Below are 24,640 nucleotides of genomic sequence, written 5' to 3'. Positions count from 1 at the left end.
GTGCGGCCGGTCCCGGGAGGCCGGCCGCACGCCGATGCGGGTCAGCCGACAGCGGAGGGTGCAGGCTGCAGTCGGCGCTGCCCGCGATGCTCCGGGTACGCCACCGGGCTGCCGCCCAGGGCCACGCCCCGGCACCAAGGCTTGCGCGCCGGGCAACTCCGTTTCGTCGGTACGGCGGTGTCCGAGCGGCCGGGACACCGCCGTTACGGCGAAACGGCGCTTGCTGCCTCGGAGAGCAAACGGACCTGTCGTCAGCCGTTCAAATATGCGAGCACCGCCAGCACCCGGCGGTTGTCGTCGTCGGACGGCGGCATGCCCAGCTTGCTGAAGATGTTGTTGATGTGCTTGCTGACCGCCTTCTCGGTGACGAAGAGCCGCCCGGCGATCGCCGCGTTCGACCGCCCCTCGGCCATCAGCCCCAGCACCTCCCGCTCCCGCGCCGTCAACTCCCCCAACCGGTCGGCACCCGCGTTACGGGCCAGCAGCTGCGACACCACCTCGGGATCCATCACCATCCCGCCCGAGGAGACCTGGCGTACCGCGTCGATGAACTGGCCGACGTTCGACACCCGGTCCTTGAGCAGGTAGCCGACTCCCCCGCCCCGGTCGGCGAGCAGTTCCCGCGCGTACAACTGCTCGACGTGCTGGGACAGCACCAGGATCGGCAGCCCGGGAAACCGCGTGCGGGCCGCGAGCGCCGCCTGCAGGCCCTCGTCGGTGAAGGTGGGCGGCAGGCGTACGTCGAGCACGGCGACGTCGGGTCGGTGCCGGGTGAGCGCCGGCAGCACGGACGGCCCGTCGGCGACCGCCTCGACCACCTGGAAGCCGTACGCGTCGAGGATGCGGGTCAGCCCGTCCCGGAGGAGGGCGAGATCCTCCGCGATGACAACTCGCACGGCAGCTCCATGGTCACGACGGTGGGTCCGCCGGGCGGACTTGTCACGGTCATCGTGCCATCGAAGGCGGCCAGCCGGCGTCGCACACCCGCCAGACCGCTGCCGGCGTCGAACGCGGCGCCGCCGCGCCCGTCGTCGCCGACCTGAACGCGCAGCAGTCCGTCCGAGTGGGCCAGACGAACCCAGGCCCGCCCAGCGCCACTGTGCTTGGCCACGTTGGTCAGCAGCTCGGCCACCGCGAAGTACGCCGCGGACTCCACCGCCGCCGGCGGGCTGCCGGGCAGCTCAACCTCGACCTCCACCGGCAGGACGACGGTGAGCGCGAGGGCCCGCACCGCGCCGTCCAGGCCACGTTCGGCGAGCACCGGTGGATAGATTCCGCGTACGAGATCACGCAGCTCGACCAGGGCCTGGCCGCTGGCCTCCTGTGCCTCGCCGAGCAGCCGCGCCGCCCTCGCCGGATCCTCGGCCAGCAGTTCCTCGGCCAGGCCGATGCTCATCCGCAGCGCGACCAGCCGGGCCTGCGCCCCGTCGTGCAGGTCGCGTTCGATACGGCGCAGCTCGGCGGCCTGCGTGTCGATGGTGTCGGCGCGGGTGGCGGCGAGGTGACGCACCCGCAGCGCCAACTCCTGCGCCCGGGTCGGGGCGAGGAAGAAACCGGCGAAGCGGAAGTGCAGCCACATCAGCCACGGCGCGACGGCCAGCCCGCCGCCGAGGAGCAGCCACCCCTGCGGCACGGACAGCCACGCCTGCACGATGTTGTTCATCGGCCAGAAGACGCCGTAGCCGTACCAGTCGATGGTGAGGTAGAGCAGCAGCGGCACCAGCAGGACGCCCTCGAGGCCGTAGAACGGCAGCACGAAGGCGAGCAGGCACGCCCCGCCGGTGACCGCGCCGGGAATCAGCCAGGCGAAGTCCCGCCAGGTCGCCGCGTCCGACGCCACCCACCGGAACCGCCGCCAGGTGCCGAGCGGAGCGTCGGCCGGCACCGGCTGGTACGGCGACGCGATCGGCGCCCGGCTGGACCGGCTGAGCCGGCGTTGCAGCGTCAGCGACCAGCGCACCAGCACGGTCACCGCCGGGAAGAGCGCGAACCCGATGCCGAACACGGGGATCAGCGCCAGCGACACCACCGACAGCACGAACAGCGCCACGTTGGTGGCCAGGCACAGCAGCGCCACCGCCGCCCCCTGCATGGCGGCGGTCAAACCGGGCCGCACCCATCGCCACACCACGGCACGTACCGAGCTGTCCATGATCTCATTCTCCGCCAGCCCTTCCCCGAGATCGGTGGTGCTACCACCACCTGGCGAACGGGTCCTGACACTCCTGACCTCGGGCGCGTACCGCCGAAAGATCAAAAGCATGACCAGGACAAAGAAACCCGTGCTGGCGCCCGGCCGCCGCAGCAAGTACGCGCTGCTCGTCTTCTGGCTCGTCCTCATCGCGGCGGCCGGGCCCCTCGCCATCAAACTGACCGAGGTGCAGGACAACGACGCCCTCGGCGCGCTGCCCGCCACCGCCGAGTTCACCCGTGCGATGCAGCGGGCGGAGGAGGCGTTCCCCGACTCGCAGAAGCCCCTCGCCGTCGCCGTCTACGCCCGCCAGGCCGGGCTCACCGACGCCGACCGCGCCAAGGCCGAAGCCGACCGCGCGGCCTTCATGGCGTACGCCGACGGCAGCCAGGTGCCCCCACCGGTGCCCAGCGAGGACGGGCAGGCGCTGCTGCTCTCCTTCCCGGTCGCCGGGGACGCCGAGCAGCGCGCCGACGCGGTGCGGGCCATCAAGGACCGCCTGGCCACCGACACTCCGACCGAGTTGAAGACCGCCCTGACCGGGCCGGCCGCCGCCGAGGACGACGTCTTCGAGGCGTTCGAGGGCATGGACGGCGCGCTGCTGCTGGCCACCGCCGGCACCGTCGCGTTGCTGCTGCTCATCACGTACCGCAGCCCGGTGCTGTGGCTGATCCCGCTCATCACGGTGGCGCTGGCCAACCAGCTCGCCAGCGCGGTGGTGTACCTGCTGGCCACACACGCCGACCTGGCCGTGGACTTCCAGAGCCAGAGCATCATGACGGTGCTGGTCTTCGGCGTCGGCGTGGACTACGCGCTGCTGCTCATCGCCCGCTACCGGGAAGAGTTGCGCCGGCACGCCGACCGGCACGCGGCGATGGCCGTCGCGCTGCGGCGCTCGATCGGCGCGATCGCCGCGTCGGCGGCGACCGTCGCGCTCGGCCTGCTCTGCCTGCTCGCCGCGGACCTGCCGTCCACCCGGGGACTCGGGCCGGTCGGTGCGGTCGGCATCGCCGCGGCGTTCCTCGCCATGACCACGCTGCTGCCGGCCGTGCTGGTCATCTTCGGGCGGTGGCTGTTCTGGCCGTTCGTGCCCCGCTACTCGCCCGACGCGGTCGGGCTCGACGTGGCGGCCGAGCACGGCGTGTGGCGCCGGATCGCCGGTTTCGTCGGGCAGCGGCCCCGCGCCGTGTGGATGGGCACGGCCGCCGCGCTGGTCGCCCTGAGTTTCGGCATCGGCAACTTGAGCATCGGCCTGCCCGGGGACCAGACCTTCACCACGCAGGTCGGCTCGATCACCGGCCAGCGGATGATCGAGGCGCACTACCCGAGCGGCACGGTCGCACCCGCCGAGATCCTGGCCGCCGCCGGCCAGGCCGACCAGGTGGTGGCCGCCGCCCGTACGGTGCCGGGGGTGGCCGAGGTGGGCGAGCCGGAAACGTCCCCCGACGGCCGGTGGGTACGCGTCGCCGCGGTCCTGGCCGACACGCCGGACAGCGACGCGGCGCTGGACACCGTCGGGCGGCTCCGCGACGCGGTGCACGCCGTGCCCGGCGCGCAGGCGCTGGTGGGCGGGGACACCGCGTACCTGATCGACGAGGAACAGACGGTAAGCCGCGACAATCGGACAGTCGCGCCGCTGGTGCTCGCGGTCGTCTTCGTCGTCCTGGTGCTGCTGCTGCGGGCGCTGGTCGCGCCGCTGCTGTTGCTGGCCAGCGTGGTGCTGTCCTATGTGGCCGCCGTGGGTGCCGCCGGGCTGATCCTCGACACGATGGGCTACCCGAAGTTGTTCGTCGGGATCCCGCTGCAGACGTTCCTGTTCCTGGTCGCGCTCGGCGTGGACTACACCATCTTCCTCGCCACCCGGGCCCGGGAGGAGACGGCACGGCTCGGGCACCGGCAGGGTGTGCTGCACGCGCTGACCGTCACCGGCGGGGTGATCACCAGCGCGGGTGTGGTGCTGGCCGCCACCTTCGGCGCGCTGAACGTGCTGCCGCTGGTGCCGTCGGTGCAGATGGCGGTCATCATCAGCGTCGGGGTGCTGCTGGACACGTTCCTCGTGCGCAGCCTGCTCGTCCCCGCGCTGGCCCTGGAGATCGGCTCGCGTACCTGGTGGCCGGGCAGACCATCGTCACCCGCCGGGCGACGCGCCGAGCGGCCGGTCCGGGAGCCCGTACCTCTTGCCTGATCGATCCCCACGTGCACAGGATACGAAAGCGCTCGATCAGCGTGCGTGGATCCGTCGGCACCGGTGCGCGCCGGTGCCGGCCGGGTCTTTCCATCGACGAGGAGGTTCCATGGCACGTCGCCGCCTTGCGGGGATAGCAGCCAGCGCCATCGTCCTACCGTTGCTCTCCGTCGTCGCCCAACCGGCGGCGGCGTCGGCCGCCCCGGACGGGGTGGCGGCGAAACCGGCCCCCGCACCGGCCGCCGGGCTCGCCAGCGACGTCCGCGAGCTCACCCGGAAAGACTTCACCTTCAACGGCAAGCCCATCGACACGGCCACCCAGTACCAGCCCCGCGCCCAGGCCCGCAGCCAGACGAAGGCCGCCGCCGAGACGCCGCCGGTCGGGACCGTACGCCAGTGGATGGCGCTCGACGACTACCAGGGCATCATCTACCTGAAGCCGTTCACGCTGCGTGGCGTGGGCGACAACATCGAGGTGTGGGTCGCCAACGACACCGAGTTCCCCGAGGGTGACTGCCGCCGGCAGATCCCGAACACGACGACGATCACCGACCAGCAGGTCGCGCACCTGATCAACGAGTTCGACACCAACATGTACCCGAAGTCGGTCGCCGCGTTCAGCACCCCACCGGAGCGGGACGGCAGCAACGCGCTCTTCCCCGGTGACTTCACCGGCGCCGGCAACCGCACGGTCACGCTCGTCGACAACGTACGCGACGACAACTTCTACGAGTTCCCGGCGTACCCGAGCTACATCGCCGGGTTCCACTTCTCGTACTTCAACGAGATGCTCGACCGCAACATCATGACGGTCGACGCGTTCGACTGGGCGCACCGCACCGGCGCGAACCCGCCGAACGAGCCGACCGACGACCTGTGCACCAGCCGGCCGGGCCGCCCGAGCCTGTACGAGGGCACGTTCATCCACGAGTGGCAGCACCTGGCGCACTACTACGCCGACCCGTTCGAGACGGTGTGGCTCAACGAGGGCCTTTCCGACTTCGCCCAGACGCTCGGCGGCTACGTCGACGCCCGGGCCCGGGTCGACCAGCCCGGCGCGGACGGCCACATCTACTGCTTCCAGGGCTTCGGCATCGTGAAGACGGACTACAACACCAACCCGCGTGACTGCGGTGGTCCGGAAAACTCGATCAACCTCTGGAACGAGGGGAGCACCGCGAGCGGCGTGCTCGCCGACTACGGCAACGCCTACTCCTTCTTCCTCTTCCTCTACGACCGCTACGGCGCGGACTTCATCTCCCGCCTGCACCGCGACGGCGACCTGCAGGGGTTGGCCAGCCTCGAGGCGGCGCTGAAGGCCGAGGGCGTCAAGGACATGTACGACGTGATCCACGACTACCAGACGATGAACCTGGTCGACCGGGTCGTCGGCAACTCCAAACTCGGCATCATGCTCGGCCGCGACAAGCGCAAGGTCACCACGGCCAGCCTGAACGCCACCGTCAACCTGGACAACCCGGCCTCGTACGCGACCCCGGGCGCGGCCCCCAACGGCGCCGACTACGTGCAGCTGCGCAAGGCGAACGGCAAGCCGCTGGGCCGGGGCGACCTGCGCTCGATCAAGTTCCAGGGCGCGAAGACGCTGCCGGCGATCCCGCTGGCCTGGACGACGGTGAGCAACGACCCGGACCGTCCGGGCAACCCGGTGCTCTGGTCCGGCAACGCCAGCAGCACCGACGCCGCCGCCGTCACCCCGGTGACCGTTCCGGCCGGCAACCCGACGCTGACCTTCCTCGCCAAGTACGGCGCCGAGCCCGGCTACGACTTCGGCTACGTCAGCGTCTCCACCGACGGCGGCAAGACCTACACCCCGATCTCCGGTGACAAGACGGTCAGCGGCCCGCTCGGCCCAGCGCTGAACGGCACCACCAACGGCTTCGAGCCGCACTCGTTCGACCTGTCCGCGTACGCCGGGCAGCAGGTGCTGCTCAGCTTCCGGTACGTCAGCGACGGCGGCGTCAACGAGGGTGGCCTGCGCATCGACGACATCACCGTGGGCGGCACGCTGGTCAGCGACGGGTCCAGCCTGGCGCCGTTCGACTCGCCGTCGGAGATCTCCCCGACCCCGGTGGCGAACTGGAACGTCCGGTTCGTCGGTCTCGACGAGAAGAACAGGATCGCCTACCAGCACGAGGTCGACGGCAGGTCGAGCTTCACCCTCGGCGCGGGCCCGACGCTGGCGCTGCTGGCCTTCCCGAAGGTGGTCGCCATCGTCGCGTACGACGAGCCGACCGAGCAGGTGACGCAGTACGCGCCGTACACGCTGACGGTGAACAACGTCGTGCAGCCCGGCGGCGCCCCGCTGAGCTGATCGACGCCCGACCAGGACTCCCGGCGCCGCGACCTCGGCGCCGGGAGTTCCTGTCCGAGGGAAGGTGCGGCAAACCGGCGCCGCGGGGCCGCCCGGGCCCATAGCCTGACGGCAAGGACATGCGTGGGTGGTGGGTGGTCGTCGTGCGGGCCCGCCGGATCCGTCGGAGGAGATCGTGACCAACGCGATCGGTGACGCCCTTGAGGGCGTACAAGAGGTCGAGCTGACCGTGACCGGCCGCCGGACCGGGCGGCAGCTTTCCCGGCCGGTGTGGTTCGTGCAGGAGAACGACAACGTCTTCCTGGTGCCGGTGACCGGCTCGGACAGCCAGTGGTACAAGAACGTGCGGCAGATCCCGGTGGTCCAACTGGCCGCGAACGGCACGTCGTTGAGGTCGAGCGCCACCCCGATCACCGACGCCGACCGGGTCGACCACATCGTGGCGATGTTCCGCGACAAGTACGGCGCCGACCAGATCGCCTCGCTCTACCCCAAACACGACGTCGCCGTCCGGGTCCCTCTCGGCTGAGCGCCTTACGGCCCTGCCCACAAGACACCGCAACTCGCGGTCCTGCGCACGAGACGCCGCAAGTCGCGGTCTCAACCGGCCCGGAAACCCCAACATGCCGCAAACCGCGCCTCCCTCACGGCCGGACACACCGACATGCCGCAACCCGTGCCCTGCCTGATCACCCCAACACCGCAACATGCCGCAACCCGCGTCGCCCACACCCCCGGCACCACGCCCCAGCACAGCGGCCACCTCGCCCGGGACCCACCTCGCCGCCGCCGCCCGGTGCCGACCTCTCCTACGCAGCCTCACCGCAGCCCTTGCAAGGGGCGCGAGCCGATGACCCCTGAATACCGCCATTCACACTGCCCCACGGCAGCCCCGGGAAGGGACGCGGGAGGCTTTGCTCTGCTTCAACCGGCGCAACGGCTTCGGCGGCAAACCGTTGCGTAGGTTGAAGCAGAGCAAAGCGGCCACAAACACGGGTGAGGACCGGGCGCGGCAGCGCTGACGCTAACCACAGCGCCACCGACAAAATTCTTGGCAGGATACTTGTCGGGATGGAGCAGCGGATCATCTGATCACACTCGGCGTGACCGACCTGGCCCGGTCCCGGGCCTTCTACGAGCGGCTCGGCTGGCGCGGCCAGGAGGTCGAGCGGACCGTGTTCTTCCAGGCCGGCGGGCTCGCCGTCGTACTGTGGGCGCGGGAGTCGCTGGCTGCGGACGCCGGGGTCGAGGACGCTGGCGCGGGCAGGTTCACCGGAATCACGCTGGCGCACAACGTGCGCGAGCGCGACGAGGTGAATCGAATGCTGACCGCGGCGGCCGAGGCGGGAGCGCAGATCACCCAGCCGGCCCGCGAGACGTCGTACGGCGGGTACGCCGGCTACTTCGCCGACCCGGACGGCCACCTCTGGGAGGTCGCCTGGAACCCTGGCCTTCCCCTGGCGGCCGACGGCACCATCACCGTTCCCGGCTTCGGCGCGGCCTGACCGGCGAAACGGCCAGGTCGCGACCGGAGCACACCACCGGCGGCCGGTGCCGGGCAGCCCCGCTGGCCGGTGCGAGCCGCCAGGACGCGGGCCGTGCCAAGTTAGGCACCGGCGTGTCATGCTCTGCGCAGCAGTCTCACGACATCGAGGGGTCGCTGTGCAGTCGAATCGGGATCGGCGTCCCCTGGCGTTCGGCGTCGTGCTGCTCGCGCTCGGCCTGTTCCTGCTGCTGGGCAGGGATTCACCCAGCGCCGCGAGGGCCGCCCTCGCCGGGGCCGCGCTGGCCCTGGGCGGCGGGGCCCTCCTGCGCTGGCTCAAGCCGATGCCGGCCCGTGGCCCGGCCATCGATGCTCCCCTCGGTCACCGGTTCACGGGCACCCGGGAAAATCCCCGGGCGGACTTCGAGGTGGCCTTCGCCACCGCGCTGCGCGGCTACGACAAGCGCCAAGTGGACGAGTTGGTCGGGCTGGGGCAGAACGCGCTCGCCACCGACGTGCCGACGCAACGCAGGGTGGTCAGGACGCAGCTCGACACGGCCCGCGCGGCGCTGCCCATTGCCTTGCGCGGGTACGACATCGCCGAGGTCGACGCGTATCTGGAGCGGCTGTCGGCAGCCCTGGGCGGCGAAGATCCGGGTTGAGTCAGCGGTGGCGGGCCAGGGTGAGCAGCATGAGCAGCGATCCGGCCGCCGCGCCGGACATCACCACGGCCATCGGCAGGGCGCTGCCCTCTCCGGCGAGGCCGACCAGCGGCGCGGCGCCGGCCGCGACCACGGCCTGGATACCGCCGAGCAGCGCCGCGGCGGTGCCGGCGTGGGCGGCGTGCCGGTCCAGGGCCAGGGCGGTGCCGTTGGGCATCACCAGCCCCAGCGAGCCGATGAGGACGAACAACGCGACGATCACCAGCGCTGGGGCGTCGAGCAACGCCCCGGCGACCACACCGAGGCCGGCGAGCAGGCCGACAACGAGACCGACGACGAGCAGCGGGCGGGGGTCGTACCGGTCGAGCAGCCGGGCGTTGAGTTGGCCGACGGCGACGAAGGCGAGGGCGTTGACGCCGAAGACCAGGGTGAACGCGCCGACGGAGAGACCGAAGACGTCCTGCAGGACGAACGAGGAGCCGGAGAGGTAGCCGAAGAGTCCGGCGAAGGCGAGGCCCTGGGTCAGCGCGTACCCGAGGTAGACGCGGTCGGTGAGCAGGCTGCGGCCGGCGGCGGTCGCGGCGAGACCGCCGGTGGCCCGCCGGGTGGCCGGCAGCGTTTCCGGTAGCCGCCACGCGACGGCGACGGCGAGCAGGGCACCGACGACGGTGAGGGCGACGAAGATGCCGCGCCAGTCACCGAGGCGCAGGATCAGACCGCCGAGGGCGGGGGCGGCCATCGGGGCGAGGCCGAAAACCAGCACGAGCCGGGAGAAGTACTTCGCGGCGGCGCGGCCGGCGTAGAGGTCACGGACGACGGCGCGGGCGACGACCGTGCCCATGCCGCCGGCGAAGCCCTGGAAGAAACGCGCCGCGGCGAGGGCCGGCGCGGACGGGGCCAGCGCGCAGACCAGCGACAACAGGGCGTACGCGCCGACGCCGACCAGCACCGGACGCCGCCGTCCCCACCGGTCGCTGAGCGGGCCGGTGACGAGTTGCCCGAGGGCCATGCCGACCAGGCAGGTGGTCAGGGAGAGCTGGATCTGCGCCTGGCTGGCCGCCAGGTCACGGGTCATCTCGGGCAGCGCCGGCAGGTAGGTGTCCAGCGACAGCGGCCCGATCGCGGTGAGGCTGCCGAGCAGCACCAGCAGCCCGAGGGCGGCCCGACCGGTGGGTGCGGCGAACCGCTCCGGCGACGACGCGGCCGGCGCGGCAGTCTTCGACATCCGGCCAAGATAGCCCTGCCTGCGCAGACGCCCCCACGCGAGCGTATGCGCTGTTCACCCGGTCACGGCCGGCCCGACCGCCGCACCACGGGCGAACCGCCGCCGCGGGGTGCGCGGCGGCGGTTCATCCGGTTCATCCGTGGCAGCCCGATCGCCTCGGCGCTAACCGGCCAGGTCTTCCATCTCGGTGACCCGGCGGACGTCGACCTCCAGGTCGTGGCCGGACTCGATGAAGACGTCGACGAAGCGCTGGCCCCACTGCATCGCCTCCGCCTTGTCCCGCACCTGAAGCAGGGCGAACCCGGCGATCAGCTCCTTGGTTTCGGCGAACGGCCCGTCGGTCACCGTCTTCTTGCCATCGGTGACGGTGATCCGGCCGGCGTCCACGCTGCTCGGGCGCAGCCCTTCACCGGCGAGCAGCACGCCGGCCTGGTTCGCCTCGGCGATGAAGGCACCCATCCGGGCGATGAAGGCCTCGTCGGGCTGCCACAGCTCGGGCTTGTTCTCGTCCAGCTTGTGCATGAGCATGAAACGCATCTGATCGGATTCCTTCCATCTGATCTCGTTCGCCGGCCGGTCGCCGGTCTGCCGTGCCGGTTGTTCGACCGGCCTTCACTGACGCGTCGAGCGACCCGACCGGGATTCGACATGCCGGCCAGTTTTTTTCGCAGAAATTTTTCAGCGCCTCGGCGGCAGCCCGGCGGCACAGTCGGCGGCCCGCTCCCGCAGCAGCGTCCGTTCCCGGACGTTGCCGGTCAGCTCGGCCGCGCGGGTGAACTCGGCGGCGGCCTCGGCGTAGCGGCCGAGCCTGGCCAGCAGGTCACCGAGCACGGCGGGCAGCAGGTGGTAGCGGGCCAGCGCCGGCTCGTCGGCCAGCGGGCGGGCCAGGGCCAGACCGGCGGCCGGGCCGTCGGCGAAGGAAACCGCCACCGCCCGGTTCAGCTCCACCACCGGCGACGGCGTGACCCGGGCCAGCTCCGCGTAGCTGGCCGCGATCCGCGCCCAGTCCGTCTCCTCGGGGGTACGCGCCCGCGCGTGGCAGGCCGCGATCTCCGCCTGGAGGGTGTACGGGCCGGCCTGGTCACCTGTCGCGCGGGCCCGGTCCAACGCCGTCCGGCCCCGGCGGATGAGCAGCTGGTCCCAGCGCCGCCGGTCCTGTTCCAGCAACAGCACCGGCTCCCCGTCGGCGTCGGTGCGCGCCCTGGTGCGGGACGCCTGGATCTCCAGCAGCGCGGCCAGCCCGTGCACCTCCGGCTCGTTCGGCATCAGTGTCTGGAGCATCCGGGCCAAACGCAGCGCGTCCTCACAGAGCGCCGGGCGCAGCCAGTCGTCCCCGGCGGTCGCCGCGTACCCCTCGTTGAAGATGAGGTAGGTGACCTCCAGCACGCTGGCCAGCCGCTTCTCCCGCTCGGCCGCGTCGGGCACCTCGAACGGCACCTTCGCCTCGCTGAGGGTCTTCTTGGCCCGGGTGATCCGCTGCGCCATGGTGGGCTCGGGCACCAGGAACGCCCGCGCGATCTCCTCGGTCTTCAGCCCACCGGCCATCCGCAGGGTCAGGGCCGCCCGGGCCTGCGGGGTCAGCACCGGATGGCAGGCGGTGAAGACCAACCGGAGCAGGTCGTCCTCGATCCGCTCCTCGAAGGCCGCGTCGAAGTCCGGCGTGAACGTCTCCTCGCCGAGGTCGCGGCCGAGTTCGGCGACCTTGCGGTCCTGCACCTGCCGGCGGCGGATCCCGTCGATCGCGCGGCGCTTGCCGACCGTGGTCAGCCAGGCGCCCGGGTTGGCCGGTACGCCGACCTGCGGCCACTGCTCCAGCGCGGCGACCAGCGCGTCCTGCGCCAGTTCCTCGGCCCAGCCGACATCGCGGACCAGCCCGGCCAGGGCGGCGATCACCCGCCCGGACTCGATCCGCCACACGGCGTCGATGGTCTGGTTGACCTCGGCGACTCCCATGGCCATCCATCACACCAGGCCGGTCCATCCCCGACTCGCCGGGGTGGCACGTGCGTTCAGGCCAGCACGATGCGGCGCACGCCGCCGTGCCGGCCGCACGCCCGCGGGCTGCCACCGGCCAGGCTGACCTTGCCGTTGGCGCACTCCACCAGGTAGCCCCGGCCCTCCCAGAACCCGGGTACGCAGTCGAAGTGGTCGCACACTTCGCTGGCCGGCTCGCGGATCTTGTCGCCGCCGCAGAAGCCGTACCCGAACGGGTTGGCCGGGGCGCCGCAGCGCGGCTCGTCGGTCGGGCCGGCCGGCTGCGGCGTGGCCGCGCCGATGGCGCGGGGCACCTCCGACACCTTCGACGCCTTCGAGGCGCCCGTGGCCGGTTCGCGCGAGGTGCCCATGGCCGGTGCCGGCGACGTGTTCCCGGTCACCGCCTTCGAGGCGGTCACGGCCGTCGCGGGAATGGCGGCGACCGCGGTCTCCCGGCCGGTCGGATCCGACGGGCCGACGTTGGCCAGCACGAGCGGCACCGCCACGGCCAGCCCGGCGGCGACCATCGCGGTGCGTCGACCGCCGGGGATCAGCGCCGACAGCCGGGCCTGGCCGGGCGTGGCGATACCCGGCCGGCACGGACGGTTCTTGGCGTGTTCGGCCGCCAGTTCGTCGAGCTGGGCGATGACGGCGTCCCGCTGTTCGATGGCGTCGGCGAAGGCCAGGGTGAGCACGAAGCGGAACTCAGCCGCCGCCTTGGCGGGCAGCAGCACCCCGGAGACACGCCGCCGGTCCAGCACCTGGATCAGCGTGACGGGGGCCTGCGGGTCGTGGGCGAGGCCGCTCATCCGCCCGTACGCCCAGTCCCGCCGGCCCCGACCGCCGAGCAGCACCAGCCGGCGGTTGGTGATCACCGCCATGCCGGCGTCGGTGACCCGGACCCCGTCGGGCAGCCGGTGCCGCAGCCGGCCGGTCTGCGCGTCGACGGCCAGCTCGGGCGCGGGCAGCACGGCGGTGTGCCGCACCTCCACCAGCTGGGCGGCCGGCACCACCCGCAGCACGATTTCGTCTCCGGCCAGCTCCAGCGGAAGGCCGTCGCCGGCCGCCGCCGAACCGTGGCACTGCTCGGCGAGCGTACGCAGGCGGCGGAGTTCGTCGTCGCGCCGCCGCCAGGCTGCCTCGTCGCTGCGGAACAGCCGCAGCCGGCGCTCGTTCTGCCGGCACGCCCACCGGTACCGCCATGTCGAACCCGTCGAATCAGTCCTCGCCACGCCGACTCCTTCGCCGCGCATGCCACCAACCGCAGGCCACCAGGTGGGGGTGTCACAGTGTTAACGGCAGCGGGCACCGCGATGGACACGGCCAACCCGGCAAGAATTACCCGATCGGGGGAGTGACAGCCATCCCGCGACCCGTCAGGCGCGGGTGATCGCGTTGGCGTGGATCGCCTCGTGCAGGTACGCGCCCAGCCCCGGCGCCATCGCCTCGTAGTGCCGCAGGAACCGCTCGTCGGCGAGGTACATGTCGGCCAGCCCGGTGTGGATCTCGTACGAGCACTCGTAGAACCAACGGCTGATCTGCTGCCGGTGCTCCTCGGCCAGTTCCATCGCCGCCGGGCTGTCCGCCGGCACGCCTGAGGCCAGCAGGGCGACGATCCGCCGCCCCCAGTCCTCGGTCTCGGCCTTGATCTGCTGCCAGTCCTCCTTGGTGTAGCGCGACGCCCGCCGGTTCGACTCCCGGTACGCCTCGGTGCCGCCCCAGCGCTGCTCCGCCTCCTCGGCGTGCGCCTCGGGATCGAAGTCGCCGAAAACCTCGAAGCGCTCCTGCGGGGTGAGTCGGATGTCCAACTTGCTCGCCTCCATCGCAAACTCGATCGCCGCGACCATCTCCTGCAACCGCTTGATCCGTACCGTCAGCAACTCGTGCTGGCGGCGCAGGTGCGCGGCCGGGTCACTCGCCGGGTCGTCGAGGATCACGGCGATCTCCTCCAGCGGGAACCCCAGCTCGCGGTAGTGCCGGATCAGTTGCAGCCGTTCCAGGTCCGCGTCGTCGTAGCGGCGGTATCCCGCAGCGGTGCGCCCGCTCGGCGACAGCAGCCCGATCCCGTCGTAGTGGTGCAACGTCCGGATCGTCACGCCGGCCAGCCGGGCCACCTGCCCCACCGTGTAGGCCATGGTTCCCTCCCTTCCTGGGAACCACGGTCCCGCCTGCCGTTACGTGAGGGTCAAGTCCGATTCTGCGACGTCGGTCACCCCGGTCGGGCGGCGCCGGGCCAGAACGGTACGCAGCTCACCCAGCGCGGCGGGGCGCCCGTACCGGAAGCCCTGCCCCTGCACGCAGCCGATCGCGGCCACCGCGTCGTGCTGCCGGTCGGTCTCCACCCCCTCGGCCACCACAGCCAAGTCGAACGCGCCGGCCAGCCGGGTCACCATCTCCACCGTCGCGTACGCCCGGTTGTCCTCGGCGACCCGGGCCACGAACGACCGGTCGATCTTCAGCTCGGTGGCCGGGATCCGGTGCAGGTAGCTCAGCGACGAATACCCGGTGCCGAAGTCGTCGATGGCGATGCGGATGCCCAGCTCGCGCAGCTGGCTGAGCCGATCGAGCACCGCGTCGCTGCCCTCGATCAGCGCCGACTCGGTCAGCTCCAGGGTCAACGCGCGCGGCGCCAGGCCGGCTCCGGCGGTGGCCTCGGTGACCGTGGCGATCAGGTCCGGCCGGCGCAGGTGCGACGCGGCGATGTTCACCGCCACCGTCGCGGACGGGATGCGGTCCTGCCAGGTGGCCGCAGCCCGGCACGCCTCGTGGATCACCCACCGGTCGATCGGCAGGATCAGCCCGGTCTCCTCGGCCAGCGGCAGGAACCGCGCCGGGCTGAGCATGCCCAGCTGCGGGTGCCGCCACCGCACCAGCGCCTCCGCGCTGCGTACCGCCCCGGTGGCCAGGTCCACGATCGGCTGGAACTCCAGGTGGAGCTGCCCCTCGTCGACCGCCCGTCGCAGGTCGGCGATCAGCTCCGCCCGGCCCACCGCCGACTCCCGCAGGCCCGGTGTGCACCGCCGGTACGCCGACTTGCCGGCCGCCTTCGCCGCGTACATCGCGATGTCGGCGTCGCGCAGCAGATCCTCGTACGAGATGTGCTGCGGGCCGTACTCAGCGATGCCGATGCTCGCCGACGGGTGCACCCCGACGACCTCCTCCCCGGCCGACGGATGCAGCGCCGCCAGCAGCCGTTCCGCCAGCCGCTCCGGCGCGGCCGTTCGATCGCCGGTGACCAGCACGGCGAACTCGTCTCCCCCGATCCGGGCGATCAGGCCGTCGTCGGCGACCGCCCGGCGCATCCGGCGGGACAGCCCGGTCAGCAGGGTGTCCCCCGTGGAGTGCCCGAACCGGTCGTTGACCTGCTTGAACCCGTCGAGATCCAGCAGCAGCACGGCCACCGGGTTCGCCCCGCCCAGGGCGGCCCGCAGCCGGCGGGTGAACGCCAACCGGTTGGGCAGCCCGGTGAGCTGGTCGACATAGGCGAGCTGGCGCAGCCGGGCCACCAGGCGCAGATTCTCGTTGGCCGCCAGGCCCTGCCGCAGCGCCAGCGCCGCCAGCAGCGCCATCATCGCCAGGAAAACCGGCAGCGGGGTGTGGCCGCCGGGCTCGCGGGCCAGCAGGGTCGCCCCGATCGCCCCACCCACCGGCAGGTACGGCAGCGCCACCCGCCACCTGGACGGCAGCGGCCACTCGCCGGTCTCCTCGGCGCGGTCGAGGTGTCGCGGCGGAGGCAGTCGGGTCGCCACACCGATCAGCAGGTAGCTCACCGGCCAGAGCACGTCGACCATCGTGCCGAGCTGGTAGGTGCCCGCGGCCACCCAGGACACGTAGATCGCGTCAGCCACCGTGCTCACGGACAGGCTCACGGCCAGCAGCGTCAGCGCACGCCACACCGGCCGGCCGGCGGCGATCACCGCGACCAGGATGGTCAGCTGCATCAGGTCGAACATCGGGTAGAGCAGTGCGGCGGTGCGCAGCGGCTCGTCGAGGTCCGCCAGGGTGGCCATGCGGAAGATGAGCACCCAGCCGACCGGGATCAGCGCCAGCCCGACGATCACCCCGTCGAGCAGGGTCCGGGCGCGACGCAGCCCGGTGCGCGGGGCGGTGATCGCGCAGAGAATGGCCGTAGTGCCGGTGAGCAGGCTGGCCGCGAAGATCAGCCCGACCGGCAGCGTGTGCGGCAGGTCCTCGCCGAGCAGCCGCTGGACCGCCCAGAGTGCCCGTCCGGCCGACGCGAGCGCCATCGTGGCCGCGAGCAGCAGCCAGAACCGGCGTAGCGACGCCGAGTGCCGGCGCGCCGCCCCGACGCAGGCCAGCCCGGCCCAACCCGCCATCGACACCGCGGCGGCATCACTGACCATGGCCTTCGCGGGCAGGTCCAGCGCCAGCCAGAGCACCTCGACGGCGACGACCACACCGGCGCCGAGCAATCCCACCCGGCCGGCCCGGTCCCGCTCGGGCGACCACGCGGCGGCAGCCCGCTCGACGTCCTCTCGCGACACCGCGATCGCTCCGGCTCTCTCTCGTACCGCTCGACGGTGGGGCCCGGCTCTGGCAAACCCCGAAAGCCTAGCCACGGGGGCGCCCATTCTGCCAGATCCGTGGGGCCCGAGTCCGCAATCCAACGGGCCATTCGTCGATCCCCATGCGTCAACGACCTGGCCCTGGCCCCACCGTTCATCTCCAGGCGGGGCCAGGGCGGGCGTGCGCTCGAGCCGGCGCGGGCGGGTGCCGTGAGATCGCCTCTCAGCCGGTCGCCTCGACCGTCGCCGCGGCCTCCTCCGGCAGCCAGATCGGCTGCCAGTCCGGCACCTCGTGGAAGCGGCGCAGCTCGGCCAGCCCGGCGACCGACCCGGCCCAGGCCGCGTACGGCGGGTGCTGCTCGTCGAAGCCGCTCTGCACGAAGGTCAACTTCGTCTTCCCGCCCGATTCGGCCAGCTCCCAGCTGGTGACGCCGGATGGTCCCCAGTCGACGGACATTTTCCGGCCGGGCTCGATGTCGACCACCTTGGCGGCGTAGCCGGCGTCGAAGCCGCCCATGGCGTACCGGCCGCCGCGCCAGGGCTCGATGCCGATCGGGTGGCCGAACCAGGCACTGGCCTGCTCGGAGTCGGTCAGCGACTCCCAGACCTTGTCGGCCGGGGCGGCGATGACCAGTGCGGCCCGCAGGTCGGTGCTGGTGAAGTCCACCTTCGGCAGCAGCGGCCTGCCCGCCAGGTGGGCCTCGAGGTTGGCGGTCGTCAGGTACCAGAAGGTCTGGAGGACGCCCCGGATGCTGGTGCCGTTGATCACGTCGCTGAAGTCGAAGTGGGTCTGCGACAGCCGCAGCACGGTGGCGTCCGGCCCATCCGGGCGCAGGGCGAACTCGGTGGTGGTCTCCACCCCGTCGAGCAGCCAGGCGAAGCGCAGCACGTCGTCGTCGGCGTGCAGCAGCCGCTGGTGCGCGACGTCGCCCTCGGGCGTGTAGCGGCCCCAGAACTCGTACCGCTTGGGCAGGTCGACCTCGGCGTGCTCGGCCAGCCAGACGCGCAGCTCGGCCGGGTCGGTCAGGGCCTGGCGGACCCGGGCGATCGGCGCGGCGAGGCGGGTAATGATGATCATGGGCTCAGTCACGGTTGGTCCCCTTCGGATAGCAGGCCACGGCGAGCTTGAAAGCGTCGCCTTCGGCGCCGCCGTAGCGGGTGAACAGCTCCTGGAGAGCGGTTTGCAGGTCGTGCATGAACTCCTGCCGGCGCTCGCCCGGCACGCGGATCTCGCCGGAGACCCCGATCGAGGGCAACTCGGTGGCGGTGCGATCCAGAGCGGCGACGTCGGCCTGGACCTCCTCCATCAGGTCCAGCAGGTAGCCCAGGCTCAGCTCGTCGCGGGCCCGGCGCAGCCCGATCCGCCCGACCAGTCGGGGCGAGAGCCAGTACGACCGGGCGACGGCCTGGTAGATGCCCTCGGTGATGCCGCGAACCCTGCGCTGGTCGACCTGCTCGACCAGCCCGGCCGCGACCAGTTGCTTGACGTGGTAGTAGACGCGCTGCGGCGTCTGCTCCAGCCGGGTGGCCACCTCGGTGCAGGTGCGCGGCTCGGCCAGCTGGCGCAGGATCTCCACGCGCTGCGGCTTGAGCAGCACCTCGGCCTGCTCGATCTGCTCCAGATACAGGACATCCCTCATAGCAAAGTTATTCTTGAACGTACAAAACTTATTTGTCAATAGCGACGACAAAGGCCGCGCCGGGATCGACCGGCGCGGCCGTCGGGTCAGCCGGTCAGGGCAGCCAATCCGGGCGCAGCGGGTACCCGCTCGCCCCCTGTGAGTCGTTGCGCGTCGCCAGGACCTGATGCAGCTGGATCCCGTTGCGCTCGAACGCCAGCCGCGACCCGGCCATGTAGAGCCCCCACACCCGTGCGGTGCCGGTGCCCACCTCCGAGACGCAGAAATCCCAGTGCTGCACGAGGTTGCGGCACCAGCCGGCGAGGGTCAGCGCATAGTGCTGGCGCAGATTCTCCTCGTGGTGCACCTCCAACCCGACGTCGTGGATCTCGCTGATCACCCGGCCCGGCCCGGCCAACTCGCCGTCAGGGAAGACGTACCGGTCGATGAACGCCCCGGAGCGGTGCGGCGCCCGGTTGTCGGCCCGGGTGATGCAGTGGTTGAGCAGCCGCCCCTGCGGGCGCAGCCGGTCGCGCAAAAAGCCGAAATACGCCGGGTAGTTGCGAACTCCGATGTGCTCGGTCAGGCCGATCGAGGAAACGGCATCGAAGTCGTCCCGAGGCACGTCGCGGTAGTCCAGGTGCCGCACCTCGGCCAGCCCGGCCAGCCCCTCGCGCTCGATCGCCGCCTGCGCCCACTGCGCCTGCGCCCGGGACAGCGTCACCCCGAGCGCCTTCACGCCGTACTCCCGCGCCGCGTGCCGGACCATGCCGCCCCACCCGCAGCCCACGTCGAGCAGCCGCATCCCCGCTCGCAGCCCGAGCTTGCCGGCGACCAGGTCGTACTTGGCCGCCTGCGCCTGCTCGAGCGTGTCATCCGGGCTGCGGAACACCGCACAGGTGTACGTCATCGACGGGCCGAGCACCTTTTCGTAGAAGGCGTTCGACACGTCGTAGTGATGCGAGATGGCGGTGCTGTCGCGGGACCGGGAGTGCCGCAACCCGCCCACGATCCGCTTCCAGCGCGGCTGCGCCTCCTGCGGCGGCGCCGGCGGCGGCAGCAGCCGTTCCCAGCCCAGCCCGCGCACCAGCGCCAGCCCCTCGGCCAGCGCCGGTGGGCGTACCCGTACCTCGTCCTTGAGCACCCGCAGCGCCTCGTACGGGTCGCCCGGGTGCACACCCTCCAGGGCCAGGTCGCCGCTGACGTACGCCCGCGCCATGCCCAGGTCACCCGGGGCGGTGAGCAGATAGGACAGCCCTCGCTCGGAGCGGATCGACAGGGTGATGCCCGCGTCGGCCGGCCCGATGGCACTGCCGTCGTACGCGGTCACCCGGATCGGCAGCGGGCCGTTGGTCACCGCCCGGATGACGTCCGCCACGGTCGTTCCCCGCCGCCCGCTCCCCGATGGCGGCGTGGCGGGAGCGCCAGCCGCTCCCTGGTCTCGGTCGGTGAGGCTCATGCTCTTGCTACCGCCTTTTCGTACAGTCCGGTGAGCCGATGTTCCGGGTCGTAGCGGTCCCGCACGGCGCGCCACGTGTCGCCGCCGTAGAGCCGGTCGAACGAATCCCGGTCGTAGTACGCGTCGGAGTAGAGCGACTTGTGCCCGCCCGCCTCCGACACCGCGCGCTCGATCTCCCGGTTGACGTCGCCGTCGGCGGCGCCCTCGGCGATCGGCACGCTCCCCCAGAACCCGATGTTGACGTAGTCCTGCCCCGGCCGCAGCGGATACAGCGGCCAGGACCGGGCCGATCCCGCGCCCGCCGGCTCGCGCAGCCGCAGCGGGCACAACCACACCGGCGTCATCCGCACCCGCCGGGCGAACCAGTGCAGGAAGTCCGCCGTGGCCTCCAGCGGGATCTCCACGTCCTGCACCACCCGCTCCCGGGCCGGCTGGCCGCGCCACCGGTCGATGCGGGCCGCCACCCGGTGCCGGTGCTCCAGCCGCACGATGCGGTGGTAGACGTCGCTGCGCCGCCACCGCGCCGGCCACAGCCGCCGCACCACCGGGTGCTGCACCCCGAACGCCGCCGAACACCAGAACCAGTCGGTGTCCCACCGCCACAGGTAGTCGTGCGTGGTCAGCCCGTCGCGCCGGCGCCGGCGCAGCGACCGGTAGTAGATGTCCTGGCCGGTGTAGTCGGAGACCGACGGCACGTCGTCGGTGAAGGTCGCCAGCACGAGGTACGCCTCGACGGGGCTGAACATCACCCCGTCCATCGCGTCGACGGTCTGGCCGTCGAAGGCGCGGGTCGCGGCGATCTGACCGATCGCGGCGGTCAGATCGGCCAGGTCGGTGAACCGCACGTTGCGCAGCGCCACGTGCCGGCGGACCGGTTGCAGCTCGATGCGCAGCCGGGTGGCGTAGCCGAGGCTGCCCAGCGAGTTGGGAAACGCGGCGAACAGGTCGGCGTGCTCGCCCTCGGGCCGGGCGGTGACCACCTCACCGGCGCCGGTGAGCACGTCCAGCTCGGTCACCGACTCGTGCGGCAGGCCGTTGCGGAACGAGGTCGACTCGATGCCCAGCCCGGTCACCGCCCCGCCGAGGGTGATGGTGCGCAGCTGCGGCACCACCAGCGGCATCAGATCGTGGGCGAGAGTCGCCTCGACCAGCCGTTCGTAGGTGCACATGCCCTGCACATCGGCGGTGCGGGCGGCCGGGTCTACAACGAGCACCCCACCGAGCCCGCTGACGTCCAGCCCCGGCGCGCGGGGTGCGCCGCGCGGCCGGAACAGGTTGGAGGTCCGCTTGGCCAGTCGCACCGGCTGGCCCGGCGGCACTGCCGCGTACGACCGCCGCAGCTGGGCCACCGCCAGGTCATGATCACGCAGAGCGGGCATGAGATCACTTTACGCGCCACCTGTGACCATTGTGGGACATCCACCGAGAGTCTTTCGCGTTTCGTGGCGGGAGGCGGGGGTGGTTGGCCAGCGGCGGGATGGATGGGTCAGGATGCCGGAATGGTGCAGAGGGATGGGGTAGGCAGCGTGTACGGCACCCGGCGCGTCGGGCTGCCGCGCGATCCGCTGCTTCGGGGGGCGTTGGCGGTCGGGCTGGTCGGGGTGCTGGTCGGGGTGCTCTTCGCCTGCGGCGTGCTCGGCGGCGACGACCCGGCACCGGCCCCGAGCGCGGCGGCCGGCAGCCCGACACCGGTCGAGCCGAGCCCGACCGAGGAGGAGCTGCCGCCCATCACCGAGACACCCGAACCCACCGAGTCGGCCACCCCCACCGCCGAGCCCCACCCGCTCGCCGGTCCGAGGGTGTTGCAGGGCGTCGCCTCGGGACTCTGCCTCGGCCTGGACGGTGGCCATCAGACGGCCAGCGCCGAACTCGCCGCCTGCAACGGCGGGCCGGAGCAACAGTGGGTGGTCAACCCGTTCGGCCCGGACACGGTGACGCTGACCAACGCCGCGTACAACCAGTGTCTCGACGTGGAGGGGCGCAGCGGCGACGACGGCGCCCGGTTGCAGCAGTACGGCTGCCACGGCGAGGACAACCAGCAGTGGCGCCTCCAGCCGGCCGACGACGGCACGATGCTGCTGGTGGCCGTGCACAGCGGCAAGTGCGCCCAGGTCCGCGACGGCGGCACCGCCCCCGGCGACGACATCGTCCAGGCCCCCTGCGACGGCAACCCCGCCCAACGCTGGAAGCTATAAGGAAGGGCCCCCTTTTAACGCCTGCGGTAGAGAAAGGGCCCCCTATTAACACCCCGGCTCCAAAGCGACAGCCGGCTCCAAAGCGACAGCCGGCTCCAAAGCGACAGCCGGCTCCAAAGCGACAGCCGGCTCCAAAGCGACAGCCGGCTCGATAGCGCGGGCGGGCTCGGTCAGTCGCGGTAGCTCCACGCCCTTCCGGCGGCGACCGCGGCCGGCTCGGGTTCGATGAAGGTGGCACCGCGTCGGCGCAGCAGCATCAGCGACAGCACCGCCGCCCCCACCGACAGCGCCCCCGCCACCCACCAGGCGAGGGTGTACGTGCCGAGCTGGTCGCGGACCAGTCCCGCCCCGGTCGCCGCCACCGCCGCGCCGAGCTGGTGCGAAGCGAACACCCAGCCGAAGACCACCGCCCCGGACGTACCGAAGTACTCCCGGCACAGCGCCACCGTCGGCGGCACGGTGGCCACCCAGTCCAGGCCGTAGAAGATGATGAAGACCAGCATGCTCGGCTCGGTGGTGGCCGCGAACAGGCCGGGCAGCACCAGCAGCGACCCGCCGCGCAGCGCGTAGTACGCGCCGAGCAGCAGCCGGGGGTCGAACCGGTCGGTGAGCCAGCCGGAGGCGATCGTGCCGACGATGTCGAAGAGGCCGACCAGCGCCAGCAGGCCGGCCGCCGTGGTCTGCGGCATGCCGTGGTCGTGCGCGGCCGGCACGAAGTGCGTACCGACCAGGCCGTTGGTGGTCGCCCCACAGATCGCGAAGCCGGCGGCCAGCAGCCAGAACGGCCGGGTGCGCGCGGCAGCGGCCAACGCGCGCAACGCCCGGGCGGCGGCGCCGCCGGCCGGCCGCGCCGGCACCACGACCTCAGCTCCGCCGTAGGGCGGCACGCCGAGATCCGCCGGGTGCTCGCGCAGCAACCGCAGCACCAGCGGTACGACCAGCAGCGCCGCCCCGGCCACGACCAGTGCCGCCGCCCGCCAGCCGTACGCGCCGACCAGCATCGCCAGCAGCGGCAGGAAGATCAGTTGGCCGGCCGCCCCGCCGGCGGTCAGCACACCGGTGACCAGCCCCCGGTGGCGGACGAACCAGCGCCCGGTCACCGTCGCCACGAAGGCCAGCGCCATCGAGCCGGTGCCCAGCCCGACCAGCACGCCCCAGCAGGCGATGAGCTCCCAGCTCGTGCTCATGAACACGGTCAGCCCGCTGCCGGCAGCGACCAGCAGCAGGGCGGCGGCCACCACTCGACGGATGCCGAACCGGTCCATCAGCGCCGCGGCGAACGGCGCGGTCAACCCGTACAGCAGGAGGTTCACCGAGACGGCCGCGGAGATGGTGGCCAGCGGCCAGCGGAACTCGGCATGCAGCGGATGCAGCAGCACCGACGGCGTGGCCCGGAAACCGGCGGCGCCGACCAGCGCCACGAAGGCGACCGCAGCGACGATCCAGGCCGGATGCAGGCGGACAGATCTGATCACCAAACGAGTTTGGGCCGACGGGCCGGATCCGGCGAGTGGCCCGAAGGCCATCCTCCGCAACAATCGGGCCATGACTCCGCACCGCATCGCGGTCCTCGCCGTCGACCAGGTGGTCGGCCTGGACCTGGGCACCCCGTCCCAGGTCTTCCGCACCGCTCGGGACGCCGACGACCGGCACTTCTACGCCGTCGACACCTGCACGCCCGGCGGCCGGCCGGTACGCAGCACCGCCGGTTTCCAGGTGCTACCCGACCACGGGCTGGAACTGATGGAGGCAGCCGACACCGTGATCGTGCCCGGTGTGTACGGTGCCGCGACACAGCGCCACGACGCGATCGAGCCTGAGGTGACCAAGGCGCTGCGGGCCGCGTACGACCGCGGCGTACGGATCATGTCCATCTGCACCGGAGCGTTCGTGCTGGCCGCCGCCGGGCTGCTCGACGGCCGCCGGGCCACCACCCACTGGGCGCACACCGATGGTTTCCGCCGGCTGTACCCGGCCGTCGACCTCGACCCCGACGTGCTCTTCGTCGCCGACGGCCGGGTGCTCACCTCCGCCGGGGTGGCCGCCGGGATCGACCTGTGCCTGCACGTGGTCCGCACCGACCATGGCAGCCAGGTCGCCAACCAGGCCGCTCGCCGATGCGTGATGCCACCGTGGCGCGACGGCGGCCAGGCCCAGTACATCGAACGCCCGGTGCCGCAGGCGCACGACACCAGCACCGCCGGGGCGCGGGAATGGGCACGCCAACGGCTGCACGAGTCGGTGAGCCTGCGCGACCTGGCCGGGCAGGCCCGGATGAGCGTACGCACGTTCACCCGCCGGTTCCGCGCGGAGAGCGGGCTCAGCCCGACCCAGTGGCTGCTGCGTGAACGCACCGACCACGCCCGGCTGCTGCTGGAGAGCACCGACCTGAGCGTCGACCAGATCGCCCGCCGCAGCGGCTTCGGCACCAGCGCCGCCCTGCGCCAGCAACTGCAGCAGCGCATCGGCGTAGCGCCGTCCACCTATCGGCAGACGTTTAAAGGAAGGGCCCCCTATTAACGCCTCGTGCATGGAAAGGGCCCCTTATTAACACGCACCGCAGCGCACCGCACGCACGCGCCGCGCGCACCGCACGCACGCACCGCAGCGCACCGCACGCTAGCGCCGCGCGCACCGCACGCACGCACCGCAGCGCACCGCACGCACGCGCCGCGCGCACCGCACGCACGCGCCGCGCGCACCGCACGCACGCGCCGCGCGCACCGCACGCACGCACCGCAGCGCACCGCACGCTAGCGCCGCGCGCACCGCACGCTAGCGCCGGGCCC

The 24,640-nt window shown here is 72.2% G+C and carries 20 protein-coding genes; 7 read left to right on the top strand and 13 right to left on the bottom strand.

Going from position 1 to position 24,640, the window contains the following annotated elements:
• Positions 1-251: 251 nt before the first annotated feature.
• Together Vqi01_RS11015 and Vqi01_RS11010 are read right to left on the bottom strand one after the other, a co-directional pair.
• The gene (locus tag Vqi01_RS11015; RefSeq protein WP_204034637.1) at positions 252-896 is read right to left on the bottom strand and encodes a LuxR C-terminal-related transcriptional regulator; all 645 of its coding nucleotides are present in this window, start codon (positions 894-896) and stop codon (positions 252-254) included.
• The gene (locus Vqi01_RS11010; protein ID WP_204034636.1) at positions 848-2,152 is read right to left on the bottom strand and encodes a sensor histidine kinase; all 1,305 of its coding nucleotides are present in this window, start codon (positions 2,150-2,152) and stop codon (positions 848-850) included. The genes Vqi01_RS11015 and Vqi01_RS11010 overlap by 49 nt, the downstream gene beginning before the upstream one ends.
• 109 nt (positions 2,153-2,261) lie before the next feature.
• Here Vqi01_RS11010 and Vqi01_RS11005 point away from each other — a divergent pair, with 109 nt between their 5' ends.
• From Vqi01_RS11005 to Vqi01_RS10985, 5 genes are all read left to right on the top strand, one after another.
• Positions 2,262-4,376 carry an MMPL family transporter gene (locus tag Vqi01_RS11005; protein WP_204034635.1) on the top strand — a complete coding sequence of 705 codons (2,115 nt, stop codon included), beginning with the start codon at positions 2,262-2,264 and terminating at the stop codon, positions 4,374-4,376.
• Positions 4,377-4,485: 109 nt separating this feature from the next.
• Positions 4,486-6,708: a choice-of-anchor J domain-containing protein gene (locus Vqi01_RS11000; RefSeq protein WP_204034634.1), complete on the top strand. Its 2,223-nt coding sequence runs from the start codon at positions 4,486-4,488 to the stop codon at positions 6,706-6,708.
• Positions 6,709-6,883: 175 nt separating this feature from the next.
• Positions 6,884-7,237 carry a nitroreductase/quinone reductase family protein gene (locus Vqi01_RS10995; RefSeq protein WP_204034633.1) on the top strand — a complete coding sequence of 118 codons (354 nt, stop codon included), beginning with the start codon at positions 6,884-6,886 and terminating at the stop codon, positions 7,235-7,237.
• A 574-nt stretch (positions 7,238-7,811) separates the two neighbouring features.
• Positions 7,812-8,213, top strand: a complete 402-nt coding sequence (locus tag Vqi01_RS10990; protein ID WP_239098317.1) for a VOC family protein — start codon at positions 7,812-7,814, stop codon at positions 8,211-8,213.
• Positions 8,214-8,370: 157 nt separating this feature from the next.
• Positions 8,371-8,853: a DivIVA domain-containing protein gene (locus Vqi01_RS10985; RefSeq protein WP_204034632.1), complete on the top strand. Its 483-nt coding sequence runs from the start codon at positions 8,371-8,373 to the stop codon at positions 8,851-8,853.
• Position 8,854: 1 nt separating this feature from the next.
• Here the strand turns inward: Vqi01_RS10985 and Vqi01_RS10980 are convergent, their stop codons facing one another.
• The 10 genes from Vqi01_RS10980 to Vqi01_RS10935 form a co-directional block, all read right to left on the bottom strand.
• Positions 8,855-10,078, bottom strand: coding sequence for a multidrug effflux MFS transporter (locus Vqi01_RS10980; RefSeq protein WP_204034631.1), 1,224 nt, complete (start codon positions 10,076-10,078; stop codon positions 8,855-8,857).
• A 162-nt stretch (positions 10,079-10,240) separates the two neighbouring features.
• A complete protein-coding gene (locus Vqi01_RS10975; RefSeq protein ID WP_204034630.1) occupies positions 10,241-10,615 on the bottom strand; it encodes a YciI family protein in 375 nt (124 codons plus the stop codon).
• Positions 10,616-10,756: 141 nt separating this feature from the next.
• Complete coding sequence (locus tag Vqi01_RS10970) at positions 10,757-12,031, bottom strand: RNA polymerase sigma factor (protein WP_204034646.1); 1,275 nt, start codon at positions 12,029-12,031, stop codon at positions 10,757-10,759.
• Between the two features lie 56 nt (positions 12,032-12,087).
• Complete coding sequence (locus tag Vqi01_RS10965) at positions 12,088-13,284, bottom strand: hypothetical protein (protein ID WP_204034629.1); 1,197 nt, start codon at positions 13,282-13,284, stop codon at positions 12,088-12,090.
• Between the two features lie 144 nt (positions 13,285-13,428).
• Positions 13,429-14,187, bottom strand: a complete 759-nt coding sequence (locus Vqi01_RS10960; RefSeq protein ID WP_204034628.1) for a MerR family transcriptional regulator — start codon at positions 14,185-14,187, stop codon at positions 13,429-13,431.
• Positions 14,188-14,226: 39 nt separating this feature from the next.
• Positions 14,227-16,557: a putative bifunctional diguanylate cyclase/phosphodiesterase gene (locus tag Vqi01_RS10955; protein WP_239098316.1), complete on the bottom strand. Its 2,331-nt coding sequence runs from the start codon at positions 16,555-16,557 to the stop codon at positions 14,227-14,229.
• A gap of 244 nt (positions 16,558-16,801) precedes the next feature.
• A complete protein-coding gene (locus tag Vqi01_RS10950) occupies positions 16,802-17,668 on the bottom strand; it encodes an SRPBCC family protein (RefSeq protein WP_204034626.1) in 867 nt (288 codons plus the stop codon).
• Positions 17,661-18,218 (bottom strand): winged helix-turn-helix domain-containing protein, encoded by a 558-nt coding sequence (locus tag Vqi01_RS10945; RefSeq protein WP_204034625.1) that lies wholly within the window; start codon positions 18,216-18,218, stop codon positions 17,661-17,663. The genes Vqi01_RS10950 and Vqi01_RS10945 overlap by 8 nt, the downstream gene beginning before the upstream one ends.
• Positions 18,219-18,312: 94 nt before the next feature.
• Positions 18,313-19,656: a class I SAM-dependent methyltransferase gene (locus tag Vqi01_RS10940; RefSeq protein ID WP_204034624.1), complete on the bottom strand. Its 1,344-nt coding sequence runs from the start codon at positions 19,654-19,656 to the stop codon at positions 18,313-18,315.
• Positions 19,653-21,035, bottom strand: coding sequence for an FAD-binding oxidoreductase (locus Vqi01_RS10935; protein ID WP_204034623.1), 1,383 nt, complete (start codon positions 21,033-21,035; stop codon positions 19,653-19,655). The genes Vqi01_RS10940 and Vqi01_RS10935 overlap by 4 nt, the downstream gene beginning before the upstream one ends.
• Positions 21,036-21,155: 120 nt before the next feature.
• On the opposite strand from Vqi01_RS10935, the gene Vqi01_RS10930 reads away from it, so the two are divergent.
• Positions 21,156-21,851 carry an RICIN domain-containing protein gene (locus tag Vqi01_RS10930; protein ID WP_204034622.1) on the top strand — a complete coding sequence of 232 codons (696 nt, stop codon included), beginning with the start codon at positions 21,156-21,158 and terminating at the stop codon, positions 21,849-21,851.
• Between the two features lie 170 nt (positions 21,852-22,021).
• Here Vqi01_RS10930 and Vqi01_RS10925 read toward each other — a convergent pair whose 3' ends face one another.
• Entirely contained in the window at positions 22,022-23,377 is a 1,356-nt protein-coding gene (locus Vqi01_RS10925) for an MFS transporter (protein WP_372444345.1), read from the bottom strand.
• Between the two features lie 19 nt (positions 23,378-23,396).
• On the opposite strand from Vqi01_RS10925, the gene Vqi01_RS10920 reads away from it, so the two are divergent.
• The gene (locus Vqi01_RS10920; RefSeq protein WP_204034620.1) at positions 23,397-24,371 is read left to right on the top strand and encodes a GlxA family transcriptional regulator; all 975 of its coding nucleotides are present in this window, start codon (positions 23,397-23,399) and stop codon (positions 24,369-24,371) included.
• Positions 24,372-24,640: the final 269 nt, after the last annotated feature.

Origin of the sequence: Micromonospora qiuiae, assembly GCF_016863555.1 — a bacterium.
Taxonomy (GTDB): Bacteria; Actinomycetota; Actinomycetes; order Mycobacteriales; family Micromonosporaceae; genus Micromonospora; species Micromonospora qiuiae.
This window is presented reverse-complemented; position numbering and strand designations above follow the sequence as displayed.